Consider the following 20713-nt stretch of genomic DNA (forward strand, 5'->3'; position numbering starts at 1 on the left):
CTACGAGTTTGCTAAGGAAGCGCTGATCAATTAACGATTTTTCGGCGCATCCGCAGTTTTTGGTGACGTGGTCGCCTCGCACGTTGCGATAGGTTTCTTGACGCCGCTACGGCGAACTTTTCAGCGAATTGGCAGTTTTCCTTGCGCCTTTCGGCACTCAGGACGCACTTCGGGTTTCTGTGATCGTAAATCGCCGTCCGGCCAGCACCAGATTGGCGAAGCCGAACAAGGTAAAGAGCTGAGCGGTGTTCTTGGCCAAGCCGCGATAGCGTGTCTTCCGATGGCGGAACAGGTTCTTGATGACATGGAACGGATGCTCAACTTTCGCCCGCACGCTCGCCTTGAGATGCTCCAGTTTTTCGAGCATGCGGCCGAGCTTGTTCTTGGGCAGCGCCTTGCGCTTGGAGCGCTTCATCGCCACGTGCCAGGTCACCGATTTGCCGAGATTCTCTGCGCGCTTTTCGACACCTTGGTAGCCTGCATCGCCAAGCGCAGCAGATTCATCACCGTGCAACAGCGAGCCCGCTTGCGTAACGTCGGAGACGTTGCCGGCAGTGCCGATGACGGTATGCACCAGGCCCGACGCGGCGTCCACGCCCACGTGCGCCTTCATCCCAAAATGCCAGTCGTTGCCCTTCTTCGACTGGTGCATTTCTGGGTCGCGCTTCCCGTCCTTGTTCTTGGTCGAAGGTGGCGCAGCGATCAGCGTGGCGTCCACGATGGTCCCCTCACGCATCATCAAACCCTTCTCGGCAAGATGGCCGTTGATCGTGTCGAAGATCTTCTTGGTGAGTCCCTTGGCTTCGAGCAGATGGCGAAATTTAAGGAGCGTCGTCGCGTCCGGCGCGGACTCCCGATTGAGGTCGATGCCAACGAAAGCGCGGATGGCCTGGCTGTCATAAATCGCGTCTTCAATGCCCTCATCCGACAAGCCGAAACACTGTTGGGCCACGTACATCCTCAGCATGCGTGCCAAGCCGATTGGCGGGCGGCCAGCACCGACGACCTTGGGATAAAACGGTTCGATTGCCTGCTGCAGCTGCTTCCACGGCGTGATCTTTTCGATCTCTGCAAGGAAGCGGTCGCGCCGCGTCAGCTTCTTCTTGCTCGCGTATTCAAGGTCAGAGAAGCTCTTCTGCATGATCGACACCGTGACGTTGGAGGAGCCAAAATTATCGCAGATGAGCAGACCCTGTGACACGTAGTGCGGATGAATTGATCAGCGCCTCCCTAACACTCGAGAGTGACTGGAGCGACACAAAGTTGTTGCTGGCCTCCGCGGCAGCGCAAGGGGCGACGCCCCTTGCACTTACTGATACCGCGAATACCAACAACTGTGGATTACTTCGCTTTCCGCGACGACCAGTGGACGTGCACGATCGACCAGTTATCGCCATTTTTCTCGAGAACCGCGGTCCCCGTTCCGAACACGTGCACAGGCTTACCCCGGGAGACGCCTGTCGTTTCCGATTCTTCCCATACCACGGCCGTCTTGCCGTCGATGCGTTCGGTCTGCTTCAGCACTTTGCGGGTCGAGTTTTTCGCAAACTCGATATCGCCACCGAGGTGGTGGCTGGCGTACTCGTCGCGTGACCGTTCTACATAACCCGACTCGTAGATCGCGATGTCCGGCGCGAGCAAGCTCGCCGCCTTGGTCTTGTCACCGCTGGTCAGGGCATCATGAAAGGCGGCGAGTGTTTCTTTCGGCGAGGCGGCCAGGCTGCTGGCCGATGCCGCGAAAAGCGCGGTAGTGAGCAGGAGTCCTGCCAAAGATGGCTTTTTCATTTTTGTTTCCTTATTTAGTGGAAGCCTTACGATGCCGTTGGCGGCGGGGTCGAGCTCAGGACGGCGGCCGTGATAATCACCGCCAGCAGGATGATTGCCTCAACGTGCAAAATGCGTGCGAATTTTTGGGTTGCATCTTGACCGGTCGCTGCCTTGATTCGTAGCTGTGCCAGCAGTGCGGGCATCACGACAAACCGGTTCAGCCCCCCGAGTGCCGCGGCACAAAGCACCAGTGCAACCTTGATCAGCAAGGCGGTGGCGTATGGATTGCCGACCGCGTTATCAAGACTTCCAAGGCCCCGCCAAGCGCTCAGCACGCCAGTCGCGAAGATGCCGATCAGTGCAATCGTCGCCGAGTTCGACAGCGCTTCGACATACCGCGCAACTTCGACGCGACCGTCGGGCTCGTGCGGCGCCTCCCCACGCAAGGTGATCAAGCCCGCCACGATCACTTCGCCTACCCAGACGCTGATCAGGACCAGGTGTACCCAGTCGACCGCCACTGCCCAGGTGAAATCTCCCGAAGCGCCGGCGTGGCTGACGATGCTGCGGCTGTACAGGAACAGCCCGAGCGCTGCCAGCCGAATTACAGTGGCTGGACTAGCCGCGACCGCGTTCAGCCTTAGCGCTGCAGTAATGGCAACCACGACTAGCGCGGCAGCGCCGAGCATCCACGCATACCCGAAGTGCGTTGCCGTGATGACAGCCTGTACGGCAGGGAATGCTTCGGTCACCGGCACCTCCGCCATCGATGCCGCTTCCAGCCAGAGCACGCCAAGGTACGCCGCCATTGCCGCCACAACGCAAGCAAGCATAGCTTTGCGCAGGCGCGGCAGCATGTTAGTTGCCCATGCTGAGCTTGCACCGCGCAGCCAGAGTGTTGCAGCGCCGGCGCCAACTAGTGTGGCGACCGACAGGTTCAGGACAGCGGTTGCGGCGCGCTGGACCAGTGCGAAATCCGGTTCCACGTCACTTTACCTGGAACGCAAACTCGCCCTTGACTTTGTGGCCGTCCCGCGTGACAGAGGACCATTGGACCCGATATGTGCCGGAGTGCAGTGCAGGGACGGTGGCAACCAGGGCTTTGGGATTGGCGCCATCGACGGCAATTTTCGAAGGCTCAACGATGGTGCCTTTCTCGTCCACCAGTTTGACCTTGCTGAACGGTAGCTCAAGCGGATCGCTGAACTGCAGGCGCACTTGCGTCGGCGCCGGGCTGACAACGGAATTCGCCTGTGGCATGGAAGATTCCAGCTTCGCATGGGCGAATGCTGCGGAGGTGAACACCAAGCCAAATACGGCTACAGTTGCTACGAGCAGATTTTTAGATTTCATTTGATTCTCCGGTTGAGGCCCCCGGCCTTTTACAGCGCACAAGGGCTCGATGAGTAGTAGTGTTTATTGGGCCGCCTGAAGCTGCACGACCGTCACGGCGCCGTTCACACGGTCAGCCGCAAACTTGACCTTGTCGCCGACCTTGACCTGGTCGAGCACGACTGGATCCTTGACGCGGAAAACCATGGTCATCGCGGCCATGTTGAGGTTTTTCAGCTCACCGTGGCGCAGCGTGATCTTGCCGGCTTCCTTGTCGATCTTTTTGACTTCGCCATCCGTCAGTTCGGCGGGTGCCGCAGTCTGGCTGCTCGAGTGCGCGGCATGCGCGTCGTGGGAACCGTGGCTACCGTGTCCGCTTTCCTGGGCAGTTGCGATGGAAGCAGCTGCGCTCAAGGCGATGGCGATGGTCAGTTTCGAAAATGCGTTCATGATGTTTCCTTTCGTTCGATTAAAGTCGGTTAGTTGTAGTGCTTGAAAACCTTGGTGCTGCCGTTGGCCTGTACCAGCAAGACGTCATAGGGGTCCTTGCGCGGCCCTTCCATCCCAGGCGAGCCGAGCGGCATCGCCGGCACGGCCAGGCCCTTCGCCTTGGGTTTCTGTACGAGCAAGCGCTTGATGTCGCTGGCAGGAACATGGCCTTCGATGGCGTAGCCCTGAATCATGCCGGTATGGCACGAACCGAGCTTGTCCGGAATGCCAGCACGCTCCCGGTGGTCGGATGGGTTCTCGACATTGACGACACGCGGAGCGAAACCATTCGCTTTCAGATGATCGACCCAGGCGCTGCAGCAGCCGCACGACTCGCTCTTATAGACGTCGATGACCGGTGCGGCGGCTATTGCAAACATTGGCACGGACAGGGCCGCCGCGAGTGCGGCCTGGCGGAGTAATCGTCGGCTCATGAGATAGTCCTCTCGTACTGTGATTGGTGATGTACTGTAGTTAGTGATGACCTTGGTGACCAGTCGGCTTACGAACGGTTACCTCGATGTTCGTAGCCTTTGCGGCGGGCATGGCCTGGCCGCCGGCCGTCTGGCTGCGCACGGCAGCCGGGGGCTCTCCCTTCCACTCATAGGCAACCGTGCCTGCCGGGTGCTTGTACCAGCCGGGATCCTTGTAGTCGCCCGGCTTCTGATCCTTGCGTACTTTCAGAATAGTGAACATCCCGCCCATTTCTACGCCACCAAAGGGACCTTGGCCGCCCATCATCGGCAAGGTGTTTGCCGGGATCGGCATTTCCATGCCCTCCATGGAGCCACCCTTGTCGCCCATCACCATGTAGTCCGGTATCAGCTTCGTGATCTTGTCGGCGATACCACGGTGGTCCACGCCGATCAGGTTGGGGACGTCATGTCCCATGGCGTTCATCGTGTGGTGCGATTTGTGGCAATGGAACGCCCAGTCGCCCGGATCGCTTGCTACGAACTCGATGGCGCGCATCTGACCCACGGCGACGTCGGTTGTCACCTCGGGCCAGCGCGACTCGGGCCGGGTCCAGCCGCCATCGGTGCCCGTCACTTCGAACTCGTGTCCGTGCAGGTGAATCGGATGGTTCGTCATCGTCAGGTTGCCGGTGCGGATGCGCACGCGGTCGCCCTGGCGCACGTTCATCGTGTCGACGCCCGGGAAGGCGCGGCTGTTGATGGTCCAGAGATTGAAGTCGAGCATCTCGTTGACCCGTGGCGTATAGCTGCCAGGCTCGATGTCATAGGCGTTGAGCAGGAAGACGAAGTCCCGGTCCACCGCGTGATGCTTCGGATTCTTTGGATGGGTGACCCAGAACCCCATCATCCCCATCGCCATCTGCACCATCTCGTCGGCATGCGGGTGATACATGAAGGTGCCGGGCCGTTTTGCCACGAATTCATAGACAAAGGTCTTGCCCGGCTGGATGCCGGGCTGGTTCAGGCCCGTCACACCGTCCATGCCGTTCGGCAGGCGCTGGCCGTGCCAGTGGATGCTCGTGTGTTCAGGCAGGCGGTTGGTCACGAAGATACGGACACGGTCACCCTCGACCACTTCGATGGTCGGCCCTGGGCTTTGGCCGTTGTAGCCCCACAGGTTGGCTTTCATGCCGGGGGCGATTTCACGCACCACCGGCTCGGCGATCAGGTGGAACTCCTTGACGCCATTATTCATGCGCCACGGGAGCGACCAGCCGTTCAGGGTCACGACCGGGTTGTAGGGCCGACCGTTAGGCGGCGAAAGCGGCGGTTGCGTCGCAGCGGTAGTCATGATGGGCGCTTCCGGCAGCGTGGCGGCGCCTGCGCGGCTTACCAGCCCGGCACCGACCAGCGCTGCTGCGCCAGTGAAGAAATCTCGACGAGTACTCATTAGTATTTCCTTGTTAGTGTGCGGCGGCGGCTTCGGGGGAAGCGCTTGCGGCCAGCGTGGCGGTCGACCCGCCGCTGCCGCTAATGGCGGCCTGCAGGTCCGTTTCGGCGATCCAGTAATCGCGTTGCGCTTCGATGGCAGTGGTCACGCCGTTGATCTGGGCACGCGCGTCGGTCAGTAGCTCGAAGACGCCCATCAGCATGCCGTTGTAGCGGAGCAGGGTCTCTTCGGATATCTTCTTCTGGAGCGGCACGACCTCGTCGCGGTAGTGCCTGGCGACGTCGTAACTCGTGCGGTACGCCGAGTAGGCTTCTCGCACCTGCGACCTGGCGACAGTGGCGGTATTTGCAGTGCGGTGGACCGACTGCATATAGATTGCCTCGGCCTTCGCCACACGTGCGCCACCCCAGTCGAAGATCGGCAGGGCCAGCTCGATCTCGTAGCCGTTCTCGCGGGGAGAGCCTGACTTGCTCGAGTTAACATAGCCGGTGTCAAGGACGTTTACGAATCCGGTCGCCCTGGTCAGACCCAGAGCCCGCGCGGTCGCCTCGGCGTCCAGCTTTGCCAGGCGCACGTCGAGGCGCTGTTCCATCGCAAGCGCCTCGATATTGGCGGTGTCGCGAGGTGAGGTCGGCAATTCCGGCAGCTTGTCGGGCAGCTGGAAAGCCGTGTTTGCGCCCCACACACCCATCAGCCGGGTCAGCTGCTCGCGCGCCGCCGTGGCGTTGTGGCGTGCGCGAGCGAGTTGCGCAGTGGCCTCGGCGGAGAAGGCCTGTTCGCGTACCTGGTCCAGGGCGCTGAGGTTGCCGACCTCTGCCATGCGCTGCGCGAGCTCGGCACTTGCCTGGGCTGCCTCGCGGACTTGTTCAGCATAGCGTGCCTCCTGTACTGCCGCCACTGCGCGGAAGTAAGCCTTGCGCGTCTCGGCGGCCATGCTGACCGCTTCAGTGGCCGCAACGAGCTTGGCGGCCTCAAAACGACGCGATTCGATATCCCGGCGTAGCGGGATCGTCACCAGGCCGACCAAGTCGAACATGACGCTGCGCTCGATCTCGGTCTCCCCGCCACCGGACATGCGACCAAAGCTGAAGCTTGGGTTGCTCATGCGACCCGCCTGCACAAGGTCGGCTTCGGCCACGCCGAGTTCGGCGAGCGAGGCGCGCAGGCCCCGGTTGTTGAGAAGGGCAATCCGGACGGCACTGTCGGCCGAGAGCGGCTGCTTCAACATGTCGGCAAGTTCGGCATGGGTTGATTCGTTATTGCCGCTTGCGTTTGGAAGGCGGATTTCCTGTCCGGTGCGCTCGGCCGTCAAGGCCGAGACTGCATCGAGGCCGCCGTCCTTTGAGAAGGTAGCGCAACCGCTCAGAACAAGAACCGCAACGCCTGCAGCTATGGTACGTAGTGAAGGAATTGGTGGCTTTATTGTCATTGGTTTGCCTTTGCTTAGTGATGTTTGCTGTGGTCCGCAGCCGGCTGAACGACCGGCTTCGCGTCGGATACCGGCGCCTCATGCCCGGTGTGTGCTTGGTTGCTGGCTGGCGCGGGATCGGCGCCATGCCCGGCATGTCCGGGGGCTCCGGCTACGGTGTCGTTTGCGGTTCGCCAGACCTTGTCAGGCGTAACATCGCTCTGTTGCGTTCTAGGCTGGGCTGTGCTCGTGATGGCGGATTCATACTGCGCAGGCGGAACGGCAACGCGAGGGTCCGCAGGGTCAGGCACGTGCGGGGATTGCTGGGCCAGCGCAGAAATGGGCACAGCCAGCAGGGCGCCAATGGCGGCGGCCCAAAGCTTGAGTTTCATTGTCAATCCTTAAAATCGGAAACAGGGGCGTGCGTAGGCACGCGCTGATGCTCAAGAGATGCGACGCCGGCAGCTTGAAATAGCCGGGTCAGCTCTTGTTTCGATTAAGCGGATTAGTGCCGGGGAGGGCGCTGAGGGCCATCCTGGATGAAGCCCACGGCAAACGCGGCAGGCGAGGGGAGAGCGACGTCGGATCCGTCGAATGAGGGAACAGTGAGATCAGTTGAGGGTGGTGCGACGACGCCGAGGCAGAAAGCCGAACAGGCACTGCAGGAAGTGTGCGGGTGCTTCTCGACATCCGGGACAAGCGAATCGGCTGCAGCGTTCGAATCGGCCACATGACCTGCGTGCTCTGTGTCAGCGTGTGCGTTGACCATGCGTGCCTGATGAACCACACCGGCGCTAGTCGGATCCTGCGACTGCTGGTGAACCGGCGAGCAAACCAAGCCAAGGCTGCCAGCGACCGCGTTGAGCGGTAGCAAGGCTATTAACAGCCAAAGCAGGAAGGTCTTTAGGGTCCGGTTCATGATCGTGCTGAGTATAACACGAATTTTTCGGCCAAGCATGAGCTTAAGGTTGATTAAAGACAGCCTGTACGTGGGCCGGCATACCATCGAGCGCATCTGTGCGGTGTTGGGGCACGCTGATCAATTTGAACGAGGAGAATAGGATGAAAAAAGAACGTATCGTTCTGGCGGCGGGGACGGTTCATTTCGAACATACACCTTGAGCTCGTCCAAATTGTCCGCACCTGGTTGTAGAGGGCTGTTGTCGTCTCGTGGGCCCAAACTTCCCGGGCGCACGGCAGAACACCATTTCATCGAACGTCAAAAAAAGTACTTGACCTTCCAACCATGGGAAGGATTAAGGTGGACCTACAGTTAACCAATGGAGGTGTCAAATGTATGAATTGCAAGTTGAAGGCATGACCTGTGGCGGTTGCGCCAATAGCGTTAAGAGGTCGGTGCTGGCAGTCGACAACGCTGCAAAAGTGGAAGTTGACCTGGGCAGCAAAAAGGTCCGGATCGACACCAATCTCGGTATCGATCAGGTCAAGGCGGCCGTGGTGCAGGCGGGGTACCCCGTGAGTGCGAGCACAATCGCATAACGCAAGAAAGAAGATCCGGCACGCCCGGTCCGTGCCGGATCATGCTCCAACGACCAATTTCGGCAGATCGTGACGCCGCCATTGCCGTTATTGTTTTATGCTCGGCACGTGTGCCTGGCGAGTCTGGAGCAGGCTAGCTTGTATTGGTTCAGCTTGGAGACTGCGCCGCTACCGGCAGTACGAGACACTACGTTCGTCATGCCATATAGCTTGGTCTATTGATGCTGGATCAGCCCCCGAAGTCACACTCAAAAAATCTTTCGGAATCTACTTGACCATCCCATGATGGGAGGGCGCATCGTGTCTTCATGTTGAGGAAAAGGTAGAGGACCACACATGGACATTTCTAACAAAACGGTGCTTGGCACGAACATATCACCCATCAGTTTGCCAATCGAGGGGATGACGTGCGCATCCTGTGTTGGCCGCGTCGAGGCAGCCCTTCGCAAGGTGCACGGTGTCGGCAGCGTCGCCGTTAACCTCGCTACTGAACGGGCAGAGATACGGCCGAGCGGACACGGTTCAGTCGACCGTGCTGCTCTTGTGCAGGCAGTTGAAAAGGCCGGATACGATGTTACTGCGCAGACAATCGAGCTGTCGGTCGAGGGCATGACTTGCGCATCGTGCGTGGGGCGAGTCGAGCGTGCACTGCAGGCCGTGCCAGGCGTCAGCCAGGCCACAGTTAATCTGGCAACCGAGCGTGCCACGGTGCACGGCGTCGCGGCGACCGAAGCGCTGCTGGCCGCAATCGGCAAGGCTGGCTATGAAGCCAGCAACCTCGATTCCAGTACCGTTTCCGGCGATGATAACGCCGAAGCGAGGAAAGATGCTGAACGAGCGGCGCTCAAGCGCGACCTGCTGATCGCCTCCGCTCTTGCACTGCCGGTCTTCATCCTCGAAATGGGCTCGCACTTGCTACCGTCCATGCACCACTGGGTGATGGAGCACGTTGGACAAGGATTGAGCTGGCAACTGCAGTTCGTGCTGACGACGTTGGTATTGCTCGTGCCCGGCCGCCGCTTCTATACCAAGGGTCTCCCGGCATTGCTGCGGCTGGCACCAGACATGAATTCGCTCGTGGCGGTCGGCACACTGGCTGCCTATGCGTATTCGCTTGTCGCCACCTTCATGCCCCACCTGCTGCCGACAGGTACGGTCAACGTCTATTACGAAGCGGCGGCCGTGATCGTGGCGCTAATTCTTTTGGGAAGATTTCTGGAGGCGCAGGCAAAGGGGCGCACTTCGCAGGCCATCCAGAGGTTGGTTGGCTTGCAAGCAAAAGTGGCCCACGTCGTACGCGGCGGCCGCACCACCGACATACCTGTCGGGGAGGTTGTCGCCGGTGATGTGCTCGAGGTACGCCCGGGAGAACGGATTCCGGTCGATGGCGAGGTCGTCGAGGGCGTCAGCTATGTCGACGAATCCATGATCACAGGCGAACCGGTCCCAGTAAAGAAAGAGCGTGGCAATGGCGTCGTGGGTGGCACCGTCAACCAGAGGGGCGCGCTGTCCCTGCGCGCCACCGCAGTCGGTGGACAAACGGTACTCGCTCAAATCATTCGCCTGGTAGAACAGGCGCAGGCCTCGAAGTTGCCGATCCAGGCGGTCGTCGACAAGGTAACCATGTGGTTCGTGCCGGCAGTGATGGCTGCTGCCACGGCGACCTTCCTGGTCTGGCTTGCGTTCGGCCCGTCCCCAGCGCTGACCTTCGCCCTGGTCAACGCGGTGGCGGTCCTGATTATTGCTTGCCCATGCGCGATGGGACTGGCAACCCCTACCTCAATCATGGTCGGTACCGGACGCGGGGCGGAGCTGGGCGTCCTGTTTCGAAAGGGCGAGGCATTGCAGATTCTAAAAGACGCCAGGGTAGTGGCGCTGGACAAGACCGGGACCTTGACCGAAGGGCGGCCGGTTCTGACGGATCTGGAGCTCGGCACGAGCTTCGAGCGCACTCACGTGCTGGCACGAATCGCCGCGGTCGAGTCGCGCTCGGAACATCCGATTGCCCGTGCAATAGTCGAGGCGACTGAGAAAGAGGGGATCGACATCCCGGCCATTACGCAGTTCGAATCCATTACAGGCATGGGAGTGCGGGCGCTGGTGGATGGCATTCGTGTGGAAGTGGGTGCGGACCGCTACATGCGCTTGCTCGGCCTGGACGTGGAAAGCTTCGAGCAAACGGCCCAGAGGCTGGGGGCGGAAGGAAAGTCCCCACTGTATGCTGCAATCGACGGTCGCTTGGCCGCGATTGTCGCCGTGGCCGACCCAGTCAAGCCGGGCACCCCCATCGCCATCGCTGCCTTGCACAAATTGGGCCTGAAGGTCGCCATGGTCACCGGAGATAACAGGCGCACTGCCAACGCAATCGCGGCACGCCTGGGCATTGACGAGGTTGTCGCAGAAGTGCTGCCTGCCGGAAAGGTCGAGGCAATCAAGAGACTCAGGGACGCATATGGTCCTGTCGCGTTCGTAGGTGATGGCATCAACGATGCACCTGCTCTGGCCGAGGCTGACGTCGGCCTGGCGATTGGGACCGGTACCGATGTCGCGGTAGAAGCAGCGGACGTGGTACTCATGTCCGGCAGCCTGCAGGGCGTCCCGAATGCGATTGCCCTGTCTAAAGCAACAATCGGCAACATCCGCCAAAATCTGTTCTGGGCTTTTGCCTACAACACCGCCCTTGTCCCTGTTGCGGCAGGGATCCTGTACCCGGCATACGGCGTACTCCTGTCCCCCGTGTTTGCCGCCGGCGCGATGGCCTTGTCCAGCGTGTTCGTTCTCGGTAACGCGTTGCGGCTGCGCGGCTTCAAGCCACCATTACATGAATGAGACGGGAGAAATACATGAATATCGGTGAAGCATCGAACGCATCCGGGGTATCGGCCAAAATGATTCGCTACTATGAAGAGATCGAACTGATTCCGCATCCGGCACGCACCGACTCTGGCTACCGGGCTTACACCTCGGCCGATGTGCATCGCCTGCGGTTTATTCGGCGTGCGCGGGACCTCGGCTTCCCGGTAACGGAAATCGTGGAACTGCTCAGCTTGTGGGGCGACCGATCGCGGAAAAGCGCTGACGTCAAGCGCCTTGCGCAAGGCCACATCGCTGACCTTGAAGAGCGGATCAGAAATTTGCGTCTGATGGCCGATACCTTGCAGACCCTCAGCGACTGTTGCGCAGGCGACGAGCGGCCGGATTGTCCGATCCTCGCCACCTTGGGGGACAGGGCCGAAGAGCAGGGGCCTGCGGCAAGCCTGCCGCGGCCGACCGCTGGGAAGGACCTGGTTCAGGCACAAGGGCGCAGGAATTGATGCCCCGGCCGCACCCACGGCAGGGAAAGGAATAAAAAATCGAGGCAGAATCGCCTCGCTCACCCCTTCAGTTACAGGCTTCCCGGAGAATTAAATGGCTGTCCCAGTACTGGCGGCCGTGGTTGCAGCTCGGGCAGCTGGCCGCTGCCTCGGTTGTCCAGAACACGTGGGTAAGCGTGACGGAGCCGTCGTCATTGTGGCGCTGATACGTGGACGCGCGACCGTTGGCGGACTGCTTCATCAATGCACCCCAGCTGTTCGGATCGTCACTGATGTCGGCGTTAGCACCGCCTTTCGCCGCCGGACCGACCGTCCCTGGTATCGCGGCGACCGTGCTGGTCGAGTCGAGGTGCGAATAAATGCTGTTCAGCAAGGAAAAGTCGTGAGCGTTAGGCTTCGTACTCACGGAGCTGCCGGCATTTTCCCCCATGTTGGAGAAGTCGCCCATACACGAGTTCTGCGAGCTGCCGTCCTCGGACTGGTGTCCCAAGCCAAAGATGTGGGCCACTTCCTGACACATCACGTGCTCGCGTTCGTTGACGTTGGTGTACGTGGCCGTGTTGAAGTACGTGTCGTTCATCTTGGCCGTACCTTGCGTGATATGGTCGCCGTTGAGGGTGATCCACGCCAGGCCAAGCCAGCCATTGTTCCCGTAGCTGGCATTGCAGACCTGCGTGGTGCCGGGAACCATTTTGCACGTTCTGGCTGAAGTGCCGCCAGCTATGATGGCAGTGAGGACTGGAGTGTTGCCCGCATTCCCGTCGTTGGACGACTGGTTCAAGCGCGCCGTCCAGGCGGACGTCGTAAGGTTATTCCACCGCCTCGATCATCATGTCGCGCACTGGTTCGCCAGGCAGCCCACGGCCGATCCAGGCACGCCAGGCGATGATCTCGCGGTCACAGCAATCCTTCATGAATACGCCCGTCACGACGTCGCCGTTGTCGCAGGCGATCTCGAAGCCGTCCGAACACCAGCGCTGGTTCGATTCCTCGACGGCTACCCTGCCATCATGCGCTCGGCCGCTGTCCCGCCGCTTGGGCGACTTCGGCAGCAGCAAACCCGGAGTCTCATCACGCGATACATGCGCTTGTGATTGACGGGACGCAGGCCCATCAGGCTGCGAGTACGGCTCACCAGGGCGCCAGCGCGGCGATAGCCATAGGGCGGCAATGCCGTGATCTCGGCACGCACGGCGTCGGCAATCATTGCGTCAGCAACTGGATCAAGCTTGGCCAATCTGTGACCGTCGATGCAGTTTGCAGGACGTGCAAGGCGCTTAATCACGTTCGAGCGCGCTACACCAAGGACAGCGCAGACCGGCTTCACTGGCCATCTTTGCCCAATAAGGGTGAGCGCGCAATCCACTTTTTTCCGCGGGCCACCTCGATCGCTTCGCGCAGGATTTCCGCTTCCATCGTTTTCTTGCCGAGCATGCGCTGCAGTTGTGCGATCCGGACGCGCGCGGCAGCCAGTTCGCTTGCCGGCACCACCGATTCGCCGGACTGGACGGCCACCAGGGCGCCTTCGCGCTCGAGCTTGCGCCAATTGCACAGCTGGCTTGCACTGATGCCGTGCTTGCGGGCGACCAGCGATACGCTCATGCCCGGCTCGTACGTCTCCTTGACGAGCGCAGCCTTTTCCTGCACTGACCAGCGACGACGCCGCTCCTCCGACACCGTCACTACTTCAATGGTTTGGTTATTCCTAGTCATATTCACAGTCGTATTCCTATCCGTAAGGATCCCACATTGACTGTGTCTGGTGGATCAAAGGGCTATCTCATAACCAGCGAGGCAGCGTTTCAGGTGTGCAGCCGATCTTGGCTGCGATCGATTAGATTGCCGCCCATTGCGAGCTGTACTCGCTAGCCGCCCCGCTGACCATACGCAAGCGCGCTCGATGGCTTGCGTGTGGCAACGCACAGCACTGATGTAGACGCCTGTACGATGATGTGAACTGGCCGTGCAGCGGCAGCCGTCGCAGCGCGATGTTGAATAACATCAAGGAGGTACACATGAAAAACGCTAAATCACGTTTCGTTGCCGTAGCAAGCGCTGCTGCGCTCGTTCTGGGCTTTGCAGGTTCAGTCTCTGCGCAGGAAGGGCATGCCCAGCATGGCGCAGCGTCCCCAGCAAGCGCGCAGCAGCACAGCGGTAGTGGGCATGAAATGATGGAGAGCATGCAAGATATGCACCAGAAAATGTCGAGCATGAAGATGACAGGTGACCACGACCATGATTTTGCAATGATGATGCGCTCTCATCATCAGGCCGGCCTCGAGATGGCGCGAGCTGAGCTCAAGAATGGTAAGGATGCACAGATGAAGAAGATGGCGCAGAAAGTGATCAATGACCAGACCAAGGAAATCAAGAAACTTGACGACTGGTTGGCCAAGCATCAGGCATCGGGCAAGTAACATAACTCTTCAGAGCGCCATGACAGGGTACGGGGCGTTATGACGCTCTTGAGACCTCGTTCGGAGTGCCCCGACTCTATTTCTGATTGGTATCGTGCACACCGCCACTTGAAGTCCTGTTAGAGTTTTTGCATGGTCTCACTGCGAAAACTCGCTTTGTGTTTGCTTTGCCTGATGCTTGGATACCATGGGTATTCCGCCGCGTCAGTGACGTGTCGTATGCTCGATGCGGGGCGCGGCGCCACGGCCGAAGCATGTGCAGAGATGGGCAAGACGAATTCCGCAGGCGATGATGAATGCTGCTGTGGCGCGAAGACACAGTGCTGTGCAGCGTTTTCCGTACCGTCCGCTCCGACGTCGTCGATATCGCAACCCCAGCCATTTTTCACGCCGGCCAGGGACTGGACGGTTTCAAGTTTGTCTTTCGCTAGCTACATCCCACCTCTCCTCGATCCGCCCCCACGCCTGGCCTATCACCCTGCCCCGTCCCTCTGCCTTTAACGCGGAGCGACGCCGGCATCGTCGCAAGCAAATGAAAGACCTCGGAAGCGGCCTGCTCGCGTGCACGCGCACGTTTGCCGACTCGCTCGTCAACAACAATTACGAATAATGGGGTTTAACATGACACCCAGCTACGCTTTATCCAGGGCAGCCGCCGTGGCCGCATTGCTATTCCCGTTCGCGATGTCCGCCCACGCCGGCATCATTGTATTTACCGACAGGTCAGCGTTCGAAGTTGAGACAATAATGCAGGGAACCGATGACTTCGACGACCTGGAAGCGACAGAATTGGAAGCCCAACTGTCGCGCTCTGCCGGTGCTTATACCTATCTGATTACCGCCGGCCCGGGTGGGGGCGGATTCTACCCAGCGCTGTGGGAGGGAGATACCTATCTGACTGCAACGCTGGCCAACGATACCATTACCTTCGCCAACTTCGGACCAAATATCTTCGCCTTCGGCGGCAGTTTTTTTGCCACCGATGCCTACGGCGCATTTTCGCCCGGGCGCAGCATTGCCCTCAGCGCGACAGACGGAGTAGCGACAACAAACTACCTTCTTGATGGAGCAATGCCGAGCTCTTTTTTGGGTTTCGTCTCGACTAACCCCCTTACCGAGGTTTCTCTGCGAACAATTAACGAGCAAGGCAATGTCTATTGGGCAACGGCCAACGATATCGTGCTTGCAATGGCTAATCCGGCGCCGCAACCCATACCCGAACCATCATCTGTGGCAACTCTGTTCGCAGGGCTGGGTGCCGCAGCATGCGTGGCACGCCGGCGTCGACGCTGCGCGTAAGCCCTCGAATTTTATTCAACATTTACGATCAAGGAGCATGTCATGAAAGCACAGAGTACGCAGTTCAAGCGGTTTTCCGTACGGCATCAGTCGCGTAAGGCTGCAAGCCGGGTCGTCTTGGGTTTGGGTTTGCTTGCGGCTACCACAGGCCTGGCGCACGCGGATCGGCCGGGGCGGGGCGGCACCGCACAGTTCGAGAAGAATTATCTGGTCTTCATCATCAATCACCACTACTCTGCGTTACGCATGACCGAGCTGGCAGCTGGCACGGACCCGATGCGCGATCCTCAAGTCGTCTCGCCTCAGGAAGGAACGTCGCCGACGCCCGGGTTTGGCGCGACCCCAGCCAAGGCAAGCGACGACGAGATCAGGTCGATGGCCCGCATGGGAAACCGCGAGCAACGCGAGGAAATTGCACGTGCGCAGCAAATGCTCGCAGACTGGTACGGCATCAGGCACCAGCCACAGCTCTCATCGGATGCGCGCCGCATGATCGCGATGCTGGAGTCCACACCAGCTGGTTCGCAGTTCAACCAAGTCTTCCTGCGTTCGTTCAGCAATCATCACTTAAGCGCACTCGCCCCGAGTTTGCACTGCACGGTCAAGAGCGACATCAACCACGACGGACTTCGTCGGTATTGCGAGAACATCGTGATCGTTCAAAAGAACGGCATCAACGATATGAGGGAAATGCTATGCAAGCAGTACTCGGACTGCGGGTTTGTGCCGATGACTGGCGACAAGCGCAAAGATAACGAGTTCTAAACTGAAGAGGGGCTTCGTGCAAGCCTGTTACCTGCCTGTGACCGCCGCACGGTATATGCCCGACGTGCGGCAGTCTGCCCGAAGACATTACCGAGCACCGATCAGATTATCTTCTTGACCTCCCCATGCTCGGAAGGTTTACAGTGATTTCATCGGGCGTGTCCCAGCATCCCCTGCGCTTGTTGGTGCAGTGTACTTGTCACGCAGTCAAGCATTGGCATGTCTGGAGAACTGTTCACGACCAAGCGACCGTTCGAGTCGCGAACGGAGGAACATAATTTTAAATGTTGACGGAGCTGCCATGAAAAAAGAAGCACACGAGCATTCGCATCACGAGGATGCCAACCGACACTGTCACCATTCGCATGCCGTCCCCGAGCATGGCCCAGGGACTGCCGCTACGGTGGCCGCGTCGCATGGCGACCCCATCGGGGACAAGCCTTTCACCGATCCTGTGTGCGGTATGAAGGTCGCCGACAATCCAGACCGTCGCATCGAACACGACGCTATCCTGTATCACTTCTGCAGCGCAAAATGCATGGACAAGTTCCGCGCCGATCCACTTGTCTATATCGGAGATCACGAGATCTCGCCGGCTGTGGTCAGTCCTGCTGGCACGCTTTACACGTGTCCAATGCACCCTGAAATCCAGCAGCCGGGTCCCGGGACCTGCCCAATTTGCGGCATGGCGCTTGAGCCGATGATGCCCTCCCTGGAAGAGGATGAGAATCCTGAACTGGTTGACTTCCGGCACCGATTCTGGTGGACGCTGCCATTAACCGTGATCGTTACCGTGCTTGCGATGGTAGGGCATCGACTGTTCACGGGTGGCATGCCCTATCAGAGCTGGATTGAGCTCGTTCTCAGTACGCCTGTCGTATTGTGGGCAGGCTGGCCATTCTTTGTACGTGGCGCACAGTCGATTCGCAACCGTAGTCCCAACATGTGGACCTTGATCAGCATTGGCGTGATTGCCGCCTATGGGTACAGTGTAGTTGCCACAGTATCCCCGGGCCTGTTCCCGGCCACGTTTGCCATGCATGGCCGGATCGGTGTGTACTATGAAGCTGCAGCCGTTATCATTTCCTTGACTCTGCTTGGGCAGATCCTGGAACTACGCGCACGCTCACAGACATCGGCCGCGATCAAATCGTTATTGGGCCTCGCACCGAAGACCGCCCGGCGGATACGCGGCGACGGCACTGAGGAAGACATCGACCTGTCGCATGTGCATGTCGGCGACCAGTTGCGGGTGCGTCCAGGCGAAAAGGTGCCTGTGGACGGTACCGTCGTCGAAGGGGAGAGCGCGATCGACGAAAGCATGCTTACCGGTGAACCGCTGCCGGTAACCAAGCGTCCCGGCGACAAGGTCATTGGGGCGACAATCAACACCAGCGGCAGCCTTATTATCCAGTCCGAGCGGGTAGGCTCGCAGACAATGCTGTCCCAGATTGTTCAGATGGTCGCCAGCGCCCAGCGTTCCCGCGCGCCGATGCAGCGGCTCGCCGACGTCGTCGCTGGATACTTTGTTTCAGTTGTTGTGCTCGTTGCGTTGCTCACCCTTATTGGGTGGGGGCTGTTCGGGCCAGAGCCGAGCTGGGTCTACGGATTCGTCAATGCCGTTGCGGTCCTGATCATCGCCTGCCCTTGTGCACTAGGCCTGGCGACGCCGATGTCGATCATGGCGGCCACCGGCCGCGCGGCCACGCAAGGGGTCCTGTTCCGTGACGCTGCAGCGATTGAAGCCATGCGCAAGGTTGATACCATCATCGTCGACAAGACAGGTACCCTCACGGAAGGCAGGCCAGCCTTCGACCGCGCTATTGCCGCATCAGGATTTCAGGAAGAAGACGTTCTTCACATCGCTGCCAGCATCGACCAGGGCAGCGAACACCCATTGGCGCATGCGATCGTCGCCGAAGCCCGCCGGCGCAATCTGGCATTGGATAAGCCTGAATCCTTCGAGTCTTCCAGTGGGATTGGCGTTCGAGGAAAGTTGAAGGGGCACGAGGTAGCCTTGGGAAATACTGCGCTCATGGACATCGAAAAGGTCGACTGGAAACCATTGCAGTCCGCTGCTGAAGACCTTCGGAAAATAGGGGCGAGCGTCATGTACCTGGCTTTACAAGGCAAACTCGTCGGACTTATCGCCGTGTCCGACCCAATCAAGCAGACTACGCCGGAAGCTTTGGCAACGCTTCGGGACGCCGGAATGACGGTCGTGATGGCAACGGGTGACGGTGTCACCACCGCGCAAGCAGTGGCTGCAAGGTTGGGGATCGCTGAGGTTCATGGTGAGGTCAAGCCCCAGGATAAACTGGCCCTGGTAGAGCGGCTGCAACAGCAGGGCAGAGTGGTAGCGATGGCCGGGGACGGCATCAATGACGCTCCTGCGCTGGCAAAAGCGAACGTCGGCATCGCAATGGGAACGGGTACGGATGTCGCAATCAACTCTGCCCATGTCACCCTGATCAAAGGTGACCTGCGAGCGATTGCAAGGTCCCGCCTGCTGTCGCTCGAGACTGTGCGTAACATGCGGCAGAACCTCGGCTTTGCATTCGTCTATAACGCACTCGGGATCCCGCTTGCTGCAGGCGTTCTGTATCCATTCACTGGGCAACTGCTGTCGCCTATGATCGCAGCGCTCGCGATGAGCTTGAGTTCCGTATCGGTAATCGGGAATGCCCTACGACTACGCGGTGCAAGGGCAGAATCGAACTAATCGGTTTAAGCGGTGCGTGTAATAATGTCGAGCTAACCGGGAGGCTCGGCTTCGAGCCTCCTCCATGTAGCTTGCCGTGAACAAAATAGTCAATCATGCCCATAGTAGTCACGAGCGAGATGCTCGACACAACGGTTGGTGGGGGCGCGGTGATAGCCGTGTGTGTAGCAGCATTCTATATTTACTGCAAACTGCCGCAGTGGCGACAGCGGCGCCGTCAAAAGCGGAGCCAGCCTGCACTGTCCACAAGCGGTGTGGGCAAGCGGTCGCGGTCTCGTCGCAAAGACAAGGGACGATAAATGCACGGGTTCAAGCTACACGTTCGCAGTCGCTGGTCTTGGCCACAGGGGCGACGGGATTGTCCAGCGTTTTCGTCTTCCGCAACATAGCATCGGCCGGAAGTGAGCGCGGCCGGCTCCAGCTAGGCGGCGGCGATCCACGTGATTTCGGCCCACTGTGACTCGTACTGGTTGCCGGCTTCGCTGACCATGCGTACGGCGCGCTCGATGACTTCGGGGGAATACTTGGGTTGCTTTTTCATAGCTCCATTTATATGGACGCCTCCCGTTTGCAAGGGATTTGAGTGTCTGACGTGACAGGAACAGTTCGCAGCTTTATATCCGGCCTTGTTGCAGTCGGGTCTTCCGCTGCGGGCCTCGATGGAATCCGCTGATCTACTCCTCATTTCTCTCTCGAGCTCGAAGCTCTTGGAGCTATTCAGGTTTAGCAGATCACGGTCTGACCTATTTCGCCATCACTCTTCATCCTCGCAACCTTTGACGTTCTAACTTCGCGGGGCCGCTCTTGCCCACTTTGCTGCCTACGTCGGCTTCATGCTGATGTATTCCTTTCGGTACGGTCGGTTATGAGCAAGAACTGACCAGATCGTTCGCGCGATTTTGTTCGCAAGCGCCACAATCACCACATTTGGATGTCGCCGCTGTCTCAGCTGCTGGACCCATGGACTCGGATCCCTAGCGTTGATCAGTACACTACGAGCACCATGGATCAACAACGTTCGCAGGTATGTGTCGCCGCGCTTACTGATGCCATGAAGCTTCACCTTGCCGCCTGAACCAGTTTGCTTTGGCACGAGCCCCGCCCACGCGGCAAACTCTCGCCCTGATCGAAACGCTTTTGCGTCTCCCATCATCGCGACCGCTGCAGTCGCGGTCAGCAAGCCTACCCCCGGGATTTCACTGATCGCCTTCACGGCGCAATCATCCTTCTTCCATTCACGCATTCGCCGTTCAATTGCTGCAATCTGCTCGTCCAGCTTCGTCAGTCCGTTCCATTGTTCACGCAACGTATCGATCAGTGCTGTCGGCAGACGCTCCGCAATTCGAGCCAGGATTTCCGGCATCACCTTGTCGAGTGACATACGAGCTTGGGAAGCTACCTCTCCGTACTCAGTCAGCAACCCCCGAAGGGCGTTGATCTGCATCGTTCGAAACTTCACCAGTTGCTGGCGTATCCTATGTAATGCCAACATTGCTTGTTGCAGTTCGGTTTTCACTGCGATTGCCTTACTCGGCTGCTGGACAGCGAGCCAGATTGCCCGAGCATCAGCGGCGTCGTTCTTGTTGCGGATATTGAACGCCTTCACAAACTCCCCCGGCATTAACCTGACTTGATGGCCCATCTTTATCAACTGCCGTGCCCAATGATGGGACCCACCACATGCCTCCATGCCGATCAGGCATGGAGCGCGGTTTGCGAAGTGAGATAGAAAGCCGGCGCGCTTGAACTGTTTGTTCATCACCTCACCCGTCTCCGGGTCGAACCAACCCCCGGTGTCAGAATAGTTGTCGCGTCACGTGATTGAGTAAAGCCA

The 20713-nt window shown here is 59.3% G+C and carries 16 protein-coding genes and 2 pseudogenes; 7 read left to right on the forward strand and 11 right to left on the reverse strand.

What is annotated here, in order from left to right:
* Positions 1 to 157 precede the first annotated feature (157 nt).
* The 8 genes from KY496_RS04890 to KY496_RS04925 all read right to left on the reverse strand — a co-directional run bounded on the left by KY496_RS04890 (position 158) and on the right by KY496_RS04925 (position 6766).
* Complete coding sequence (locus KY496_RS04890; RefSeq protein WP_219862084.1) at positions 158 to 1141, reverse strand: IS5 family transposase; 984 nt, start codon at positions 1139 to 1141, stop codon at positions 158 to 160.
* Positions 1142 to 1341: 200 nt separating this feature from the next.
* Complete coding sequence (locus KY496_RS04895) at positions 1342 to 1785, reverse strand: DUF4440 domain-containing protein (protein ID WP_219864073.1); 444 nt, start codon at positions 1783 to 1785, stop codon at positions 1342 to 1344.
* A 26-nt stretch (positions 1786 to 1811) separates the two neighbouring features.
* Positions 1812 to 2753: a copper resistance D family protein gene (locus KY496_RS04900; protein WP_219864074.1), complete on the reverse strand. Its 942-nt coding sequence runs from the start codon at positions 2751 to 2753 to the stop codon at positions 1812 to 1814.
* 1 nt (position 2754) lies between these two features.
* Complete coding sequence (gene copC / locus KY496_RS04905; protein ID WP_219864075.1) at positions 2755 to 3120, reverse strand: copper homeostasis periplasmic binding protein CopC; 366 nt, start codon at positions 3118 to 3120, stop codon at positions 2755 to 2757.
* A gap of 63 nt (positions 3121 to 3183) precedes the next feature.
* Positions 3184 to 3549: a copper-binding protein gene (locus KY496_RS04910; RefSeq protein WP_219864076.1), complete on the reverse strand. Its 366-nt coding sequence runs from the start codon at positions 3547 to 3549 to the stop codon at positions 3184 to 3186.
* A gap of 29 nt (positions 3550 to 3578) precedes the next feature.
* Complete coding sequence (locus tag KY496_RS04915) at positions 3579 to 4022, reverse strand: DUF411 domain-containing protein (protein WP_219864077.1); 444 nt, start codon at positions 4020 to 4022, stop codon at positions 3579 to 3581.
* A 40-nt stretch (positions 4023 to 4062) separates the two neighbouring features.
* The gene (locus KY496_RS04920) at positions 4063 to 5454 is read right to left on the reverse strand and encodes a multicopper oxidase family protein (protein ID WP_219864078.1); all 1392 of its coding nucleotides are present in this window, start codon (positions 5452 to 5454) and stop codon (positions 4063 to 4065) included.
* Positions 5455 to 5467: 13 nt separating this feature from the next.
* Positions 5468 to 6766: a TolC family protein gene (locus KY496_RS04925; RefSeq protein ID WP_229520423.1), complete on the reverse strand. Its 1299-nt coding sequence runs from the start codon at positions 6764 to 6766 to the stop codon at positions 5468 to 5470.
* Positions 6767 to 8155: 1389 nt separating this feature from the next.
* On the opposite strand from KY496_RS04925, the gene KY496_RS04930 reads away from it, so the two are divergent.
* From KY496_RS04930 to cueR, 3 genes are all read left to right on the forward strand, one after another.
* Positions 8156 to 8362: a heavy-metal-associated domain-containing protein gene (locus tag KY496_RS04930; protein ID WP_219864080.1), complete on the forward strand. Its 207-nt coding sequence runs from the start codon at positions 8156 to 8158 to the stop codon at positions 8360 to 8362.
* Positions 8363 to 8698: 336 nt separating this feature from the next.
* Positions 8699 to 11191, forward strand: a complete 2493-nt coding sequence (locus KY496_RS04935) for a heavy metal translocating P-type ATPase (protein ID WP_219864081.1) — start codon at positions 8699 to 8701, stop codon at positions 11189 to 11191.
* Between the two features lie 14 nt (positions 11192 to 11205).
* On the forward strand, positions 11206 to 11676 hold the full coding sequence (gene cueR, locus KY496_RS04940; RefSeq protein WP_219864082.1) for a Cu(I)-responsive transcriptional regulator: 471 nt from the start codon (positions 11206 to 11208) through the stop codon (positions 11674 to 11676).
* A gap of 67 nt (positions 11677 to 11743) precedes the next feature.
* Here the strand turns inward: cueR and KY496_RS04945 are convergent, their stop codons facing one another.
* A complete protein-coding gene (locus tag KY496_RS04945; protein WP_219864083.1) occupies positions 11744 to 12457 on the reverse strand; it encodes a hypothetical protein in 714 nt (237 codons plus the stop codon).
* A 31-nt stretch (positions 12458 to 12488) separates the two neighbouring features.
* Positions 12489 to 13389, reverse strand: a pseudogene (locus KY496_RS27040) (transposase); the annotation flags it as partial.
* A 302-nt stretch (positions 13390 to 13691) separates the two neighbouring features.
* Here KY496_RS27040 and KY496_RS04960 point away from each other — a divergent pair.
* The 4 genes from KY496_RS04960 to KY496_RS04975 all read left to right on the forward strand — a co-directional run bounded on the left by KY496_RS04960 (position 13692) and on the right by KY496_RS04975 (position 18879).
* Complete coding sequence (locus tag KY496_RS04960; RefSeq protein ID WP_219864086.1) at positions 13692 to 14093, forward strand: DUF305 domain-containing protein; 402 nt, start codon at positions 13692 to 13694, stop codon at positions 14091 to 14093.
* A gap of 621 nt (positions 14094 to 14714) precedes the next feature.
* Entirely contained in the window at positions 14715 to 15392 is a 678-nt protein-coding gene (locus KY496_RS04965) for a PEP-CTERM sorting domain-containing protein (protein WP_219864087.1), read from the forward strand.
* Between the two features lie 42 nt (positions 15393 to 15434).
* Positions 15435 to 16157, forward strand: coding sequence for a DUF305 domain-containing protein (locus KY496_RS04970; RefSeq protein ID WP_219864088.1), 723 nt, complete (start codon positions 15435 to 15437; stop codon positions 16155 to 16157).
* 301 nt (positions 16158 to 16458) lie between these two features.
* A complete protein-coding gene (locus KY496_RS04975; RefSeq protein WP_219864089.1) occupies positions 16459 to 18879 on the forward strand; it encodes a heavy metal translocating P-type ATPase in 2421 nt (806 codons plus the stop codon).
* A gap of 820 nt (positions 18880 to 19699) precedes the next feature.
* On the opposite strand, the pseudogene KY496_RS04980 reads toward KY496_RS04975, so the two are convergent.
* Positions 19700 to 20665: pseudogene (locus tag KY496_RS04980) on the reverse strand (IS110 family transposase); the annotation flags it as partial.
* Between the last annotated feature and the right edge of the window lie 48 nt (positions 20666 to 20713).

Source organism: Massilia sp. NP310, from assembly GCF_019443485.1.
GTDB lineage: Bacteria > Pseudomonadota > Gammaproteobacteria > Burkholderiales > Burkholderiaceae_D > Telluria > Telluria timonae.

Coding starts and splice junctions, on each gene's coding strand:
- KY496_RS04890 (WP_219862084.1), bottom strand. CDS start 1,141: ATGCAGAAGAGCTTCTCTGACCTTGAATACGCGAGCAAGAAGAAGCTG.
- KY496_RS04895 (WP_219864073.1), bottom strand. CDS start 1,785: ATGAAAAAGCCATCTTTGGCAGGACTCCTGCTCACTACCGCGCTTTTC.
- copC (WP_219864075.1), bottom strand. CDS start 3,120: ATGAAATCTAAAAATCTGCTCGTAGCAACTGTAGCCGTATTTGGCTTG.
- KY496_RS04910 (WP_219864076.1), bottom strand. CDS start 3,549: ATGAACGCATTTTCGAAACTGACCATCGCCATCGCCTTGAGCGCAGCT.
- KY496_RS04915 (WP_219864077.1), bottom strand. CDS start 4,022: ATGAGCCGACGATTACTCCGCCAGGCCGCACTCGCGGCGGCCCTGTCC.
- KY496_RS04920 (WP_219864078.1), bottom strand. CDS start 5,454: ATGAGTACTCGTCGAGATTTCTTCACTGGCGCAGCAGCGCTGGTCGGT.
- KY496_RS04930 (WP_219864080.1), top strand. CDS start 8,156: ATGTATGAATTGCAAGTTGAAGGCATGACCTGTGGCGGTTGCGCCAAT.
- KY496_RS04935 (WP_219864081.1), top strand. CDS start 8,699: ATGGACATTTCTAACAAAACGGTGCTTGGCACGAACATATCACCCATC.
- cueR (WP_219864082.1), top strand. CDS start 11,206: ATGAATATCGGTGAAGCATCGAACGCATCCGGGGTATCGGCCAAAATG.
- KY496_RS04960 (WP_219864086.1), top strand. CDS start 13,692: ATGAAAAACGCTAAATCACGTTTCGTTGCCGTAGCAAGCGCTGCTGCG.
- KY496_RS04965 (WP_219864087.1), top strand. CDS start 14,715: ATGACACCCAGCTACGCTTTATCCAGGGCAGCCGCCGTGGCCGCATTG.
- KY496_RS04970 (WP_219864088.1), top strand. CDS start 15,435: ATGAAAGCACAGAGTACGCAGTTCAAGCGGTTTTCCGTACGGCATCAG.
- KY496_RS04975 (WP_219864089.1), top strand. CDS start 16,459: ATGAAAAAAGAAGCACACGAGCATTCGCATCACGAGGATGCCAACCGA.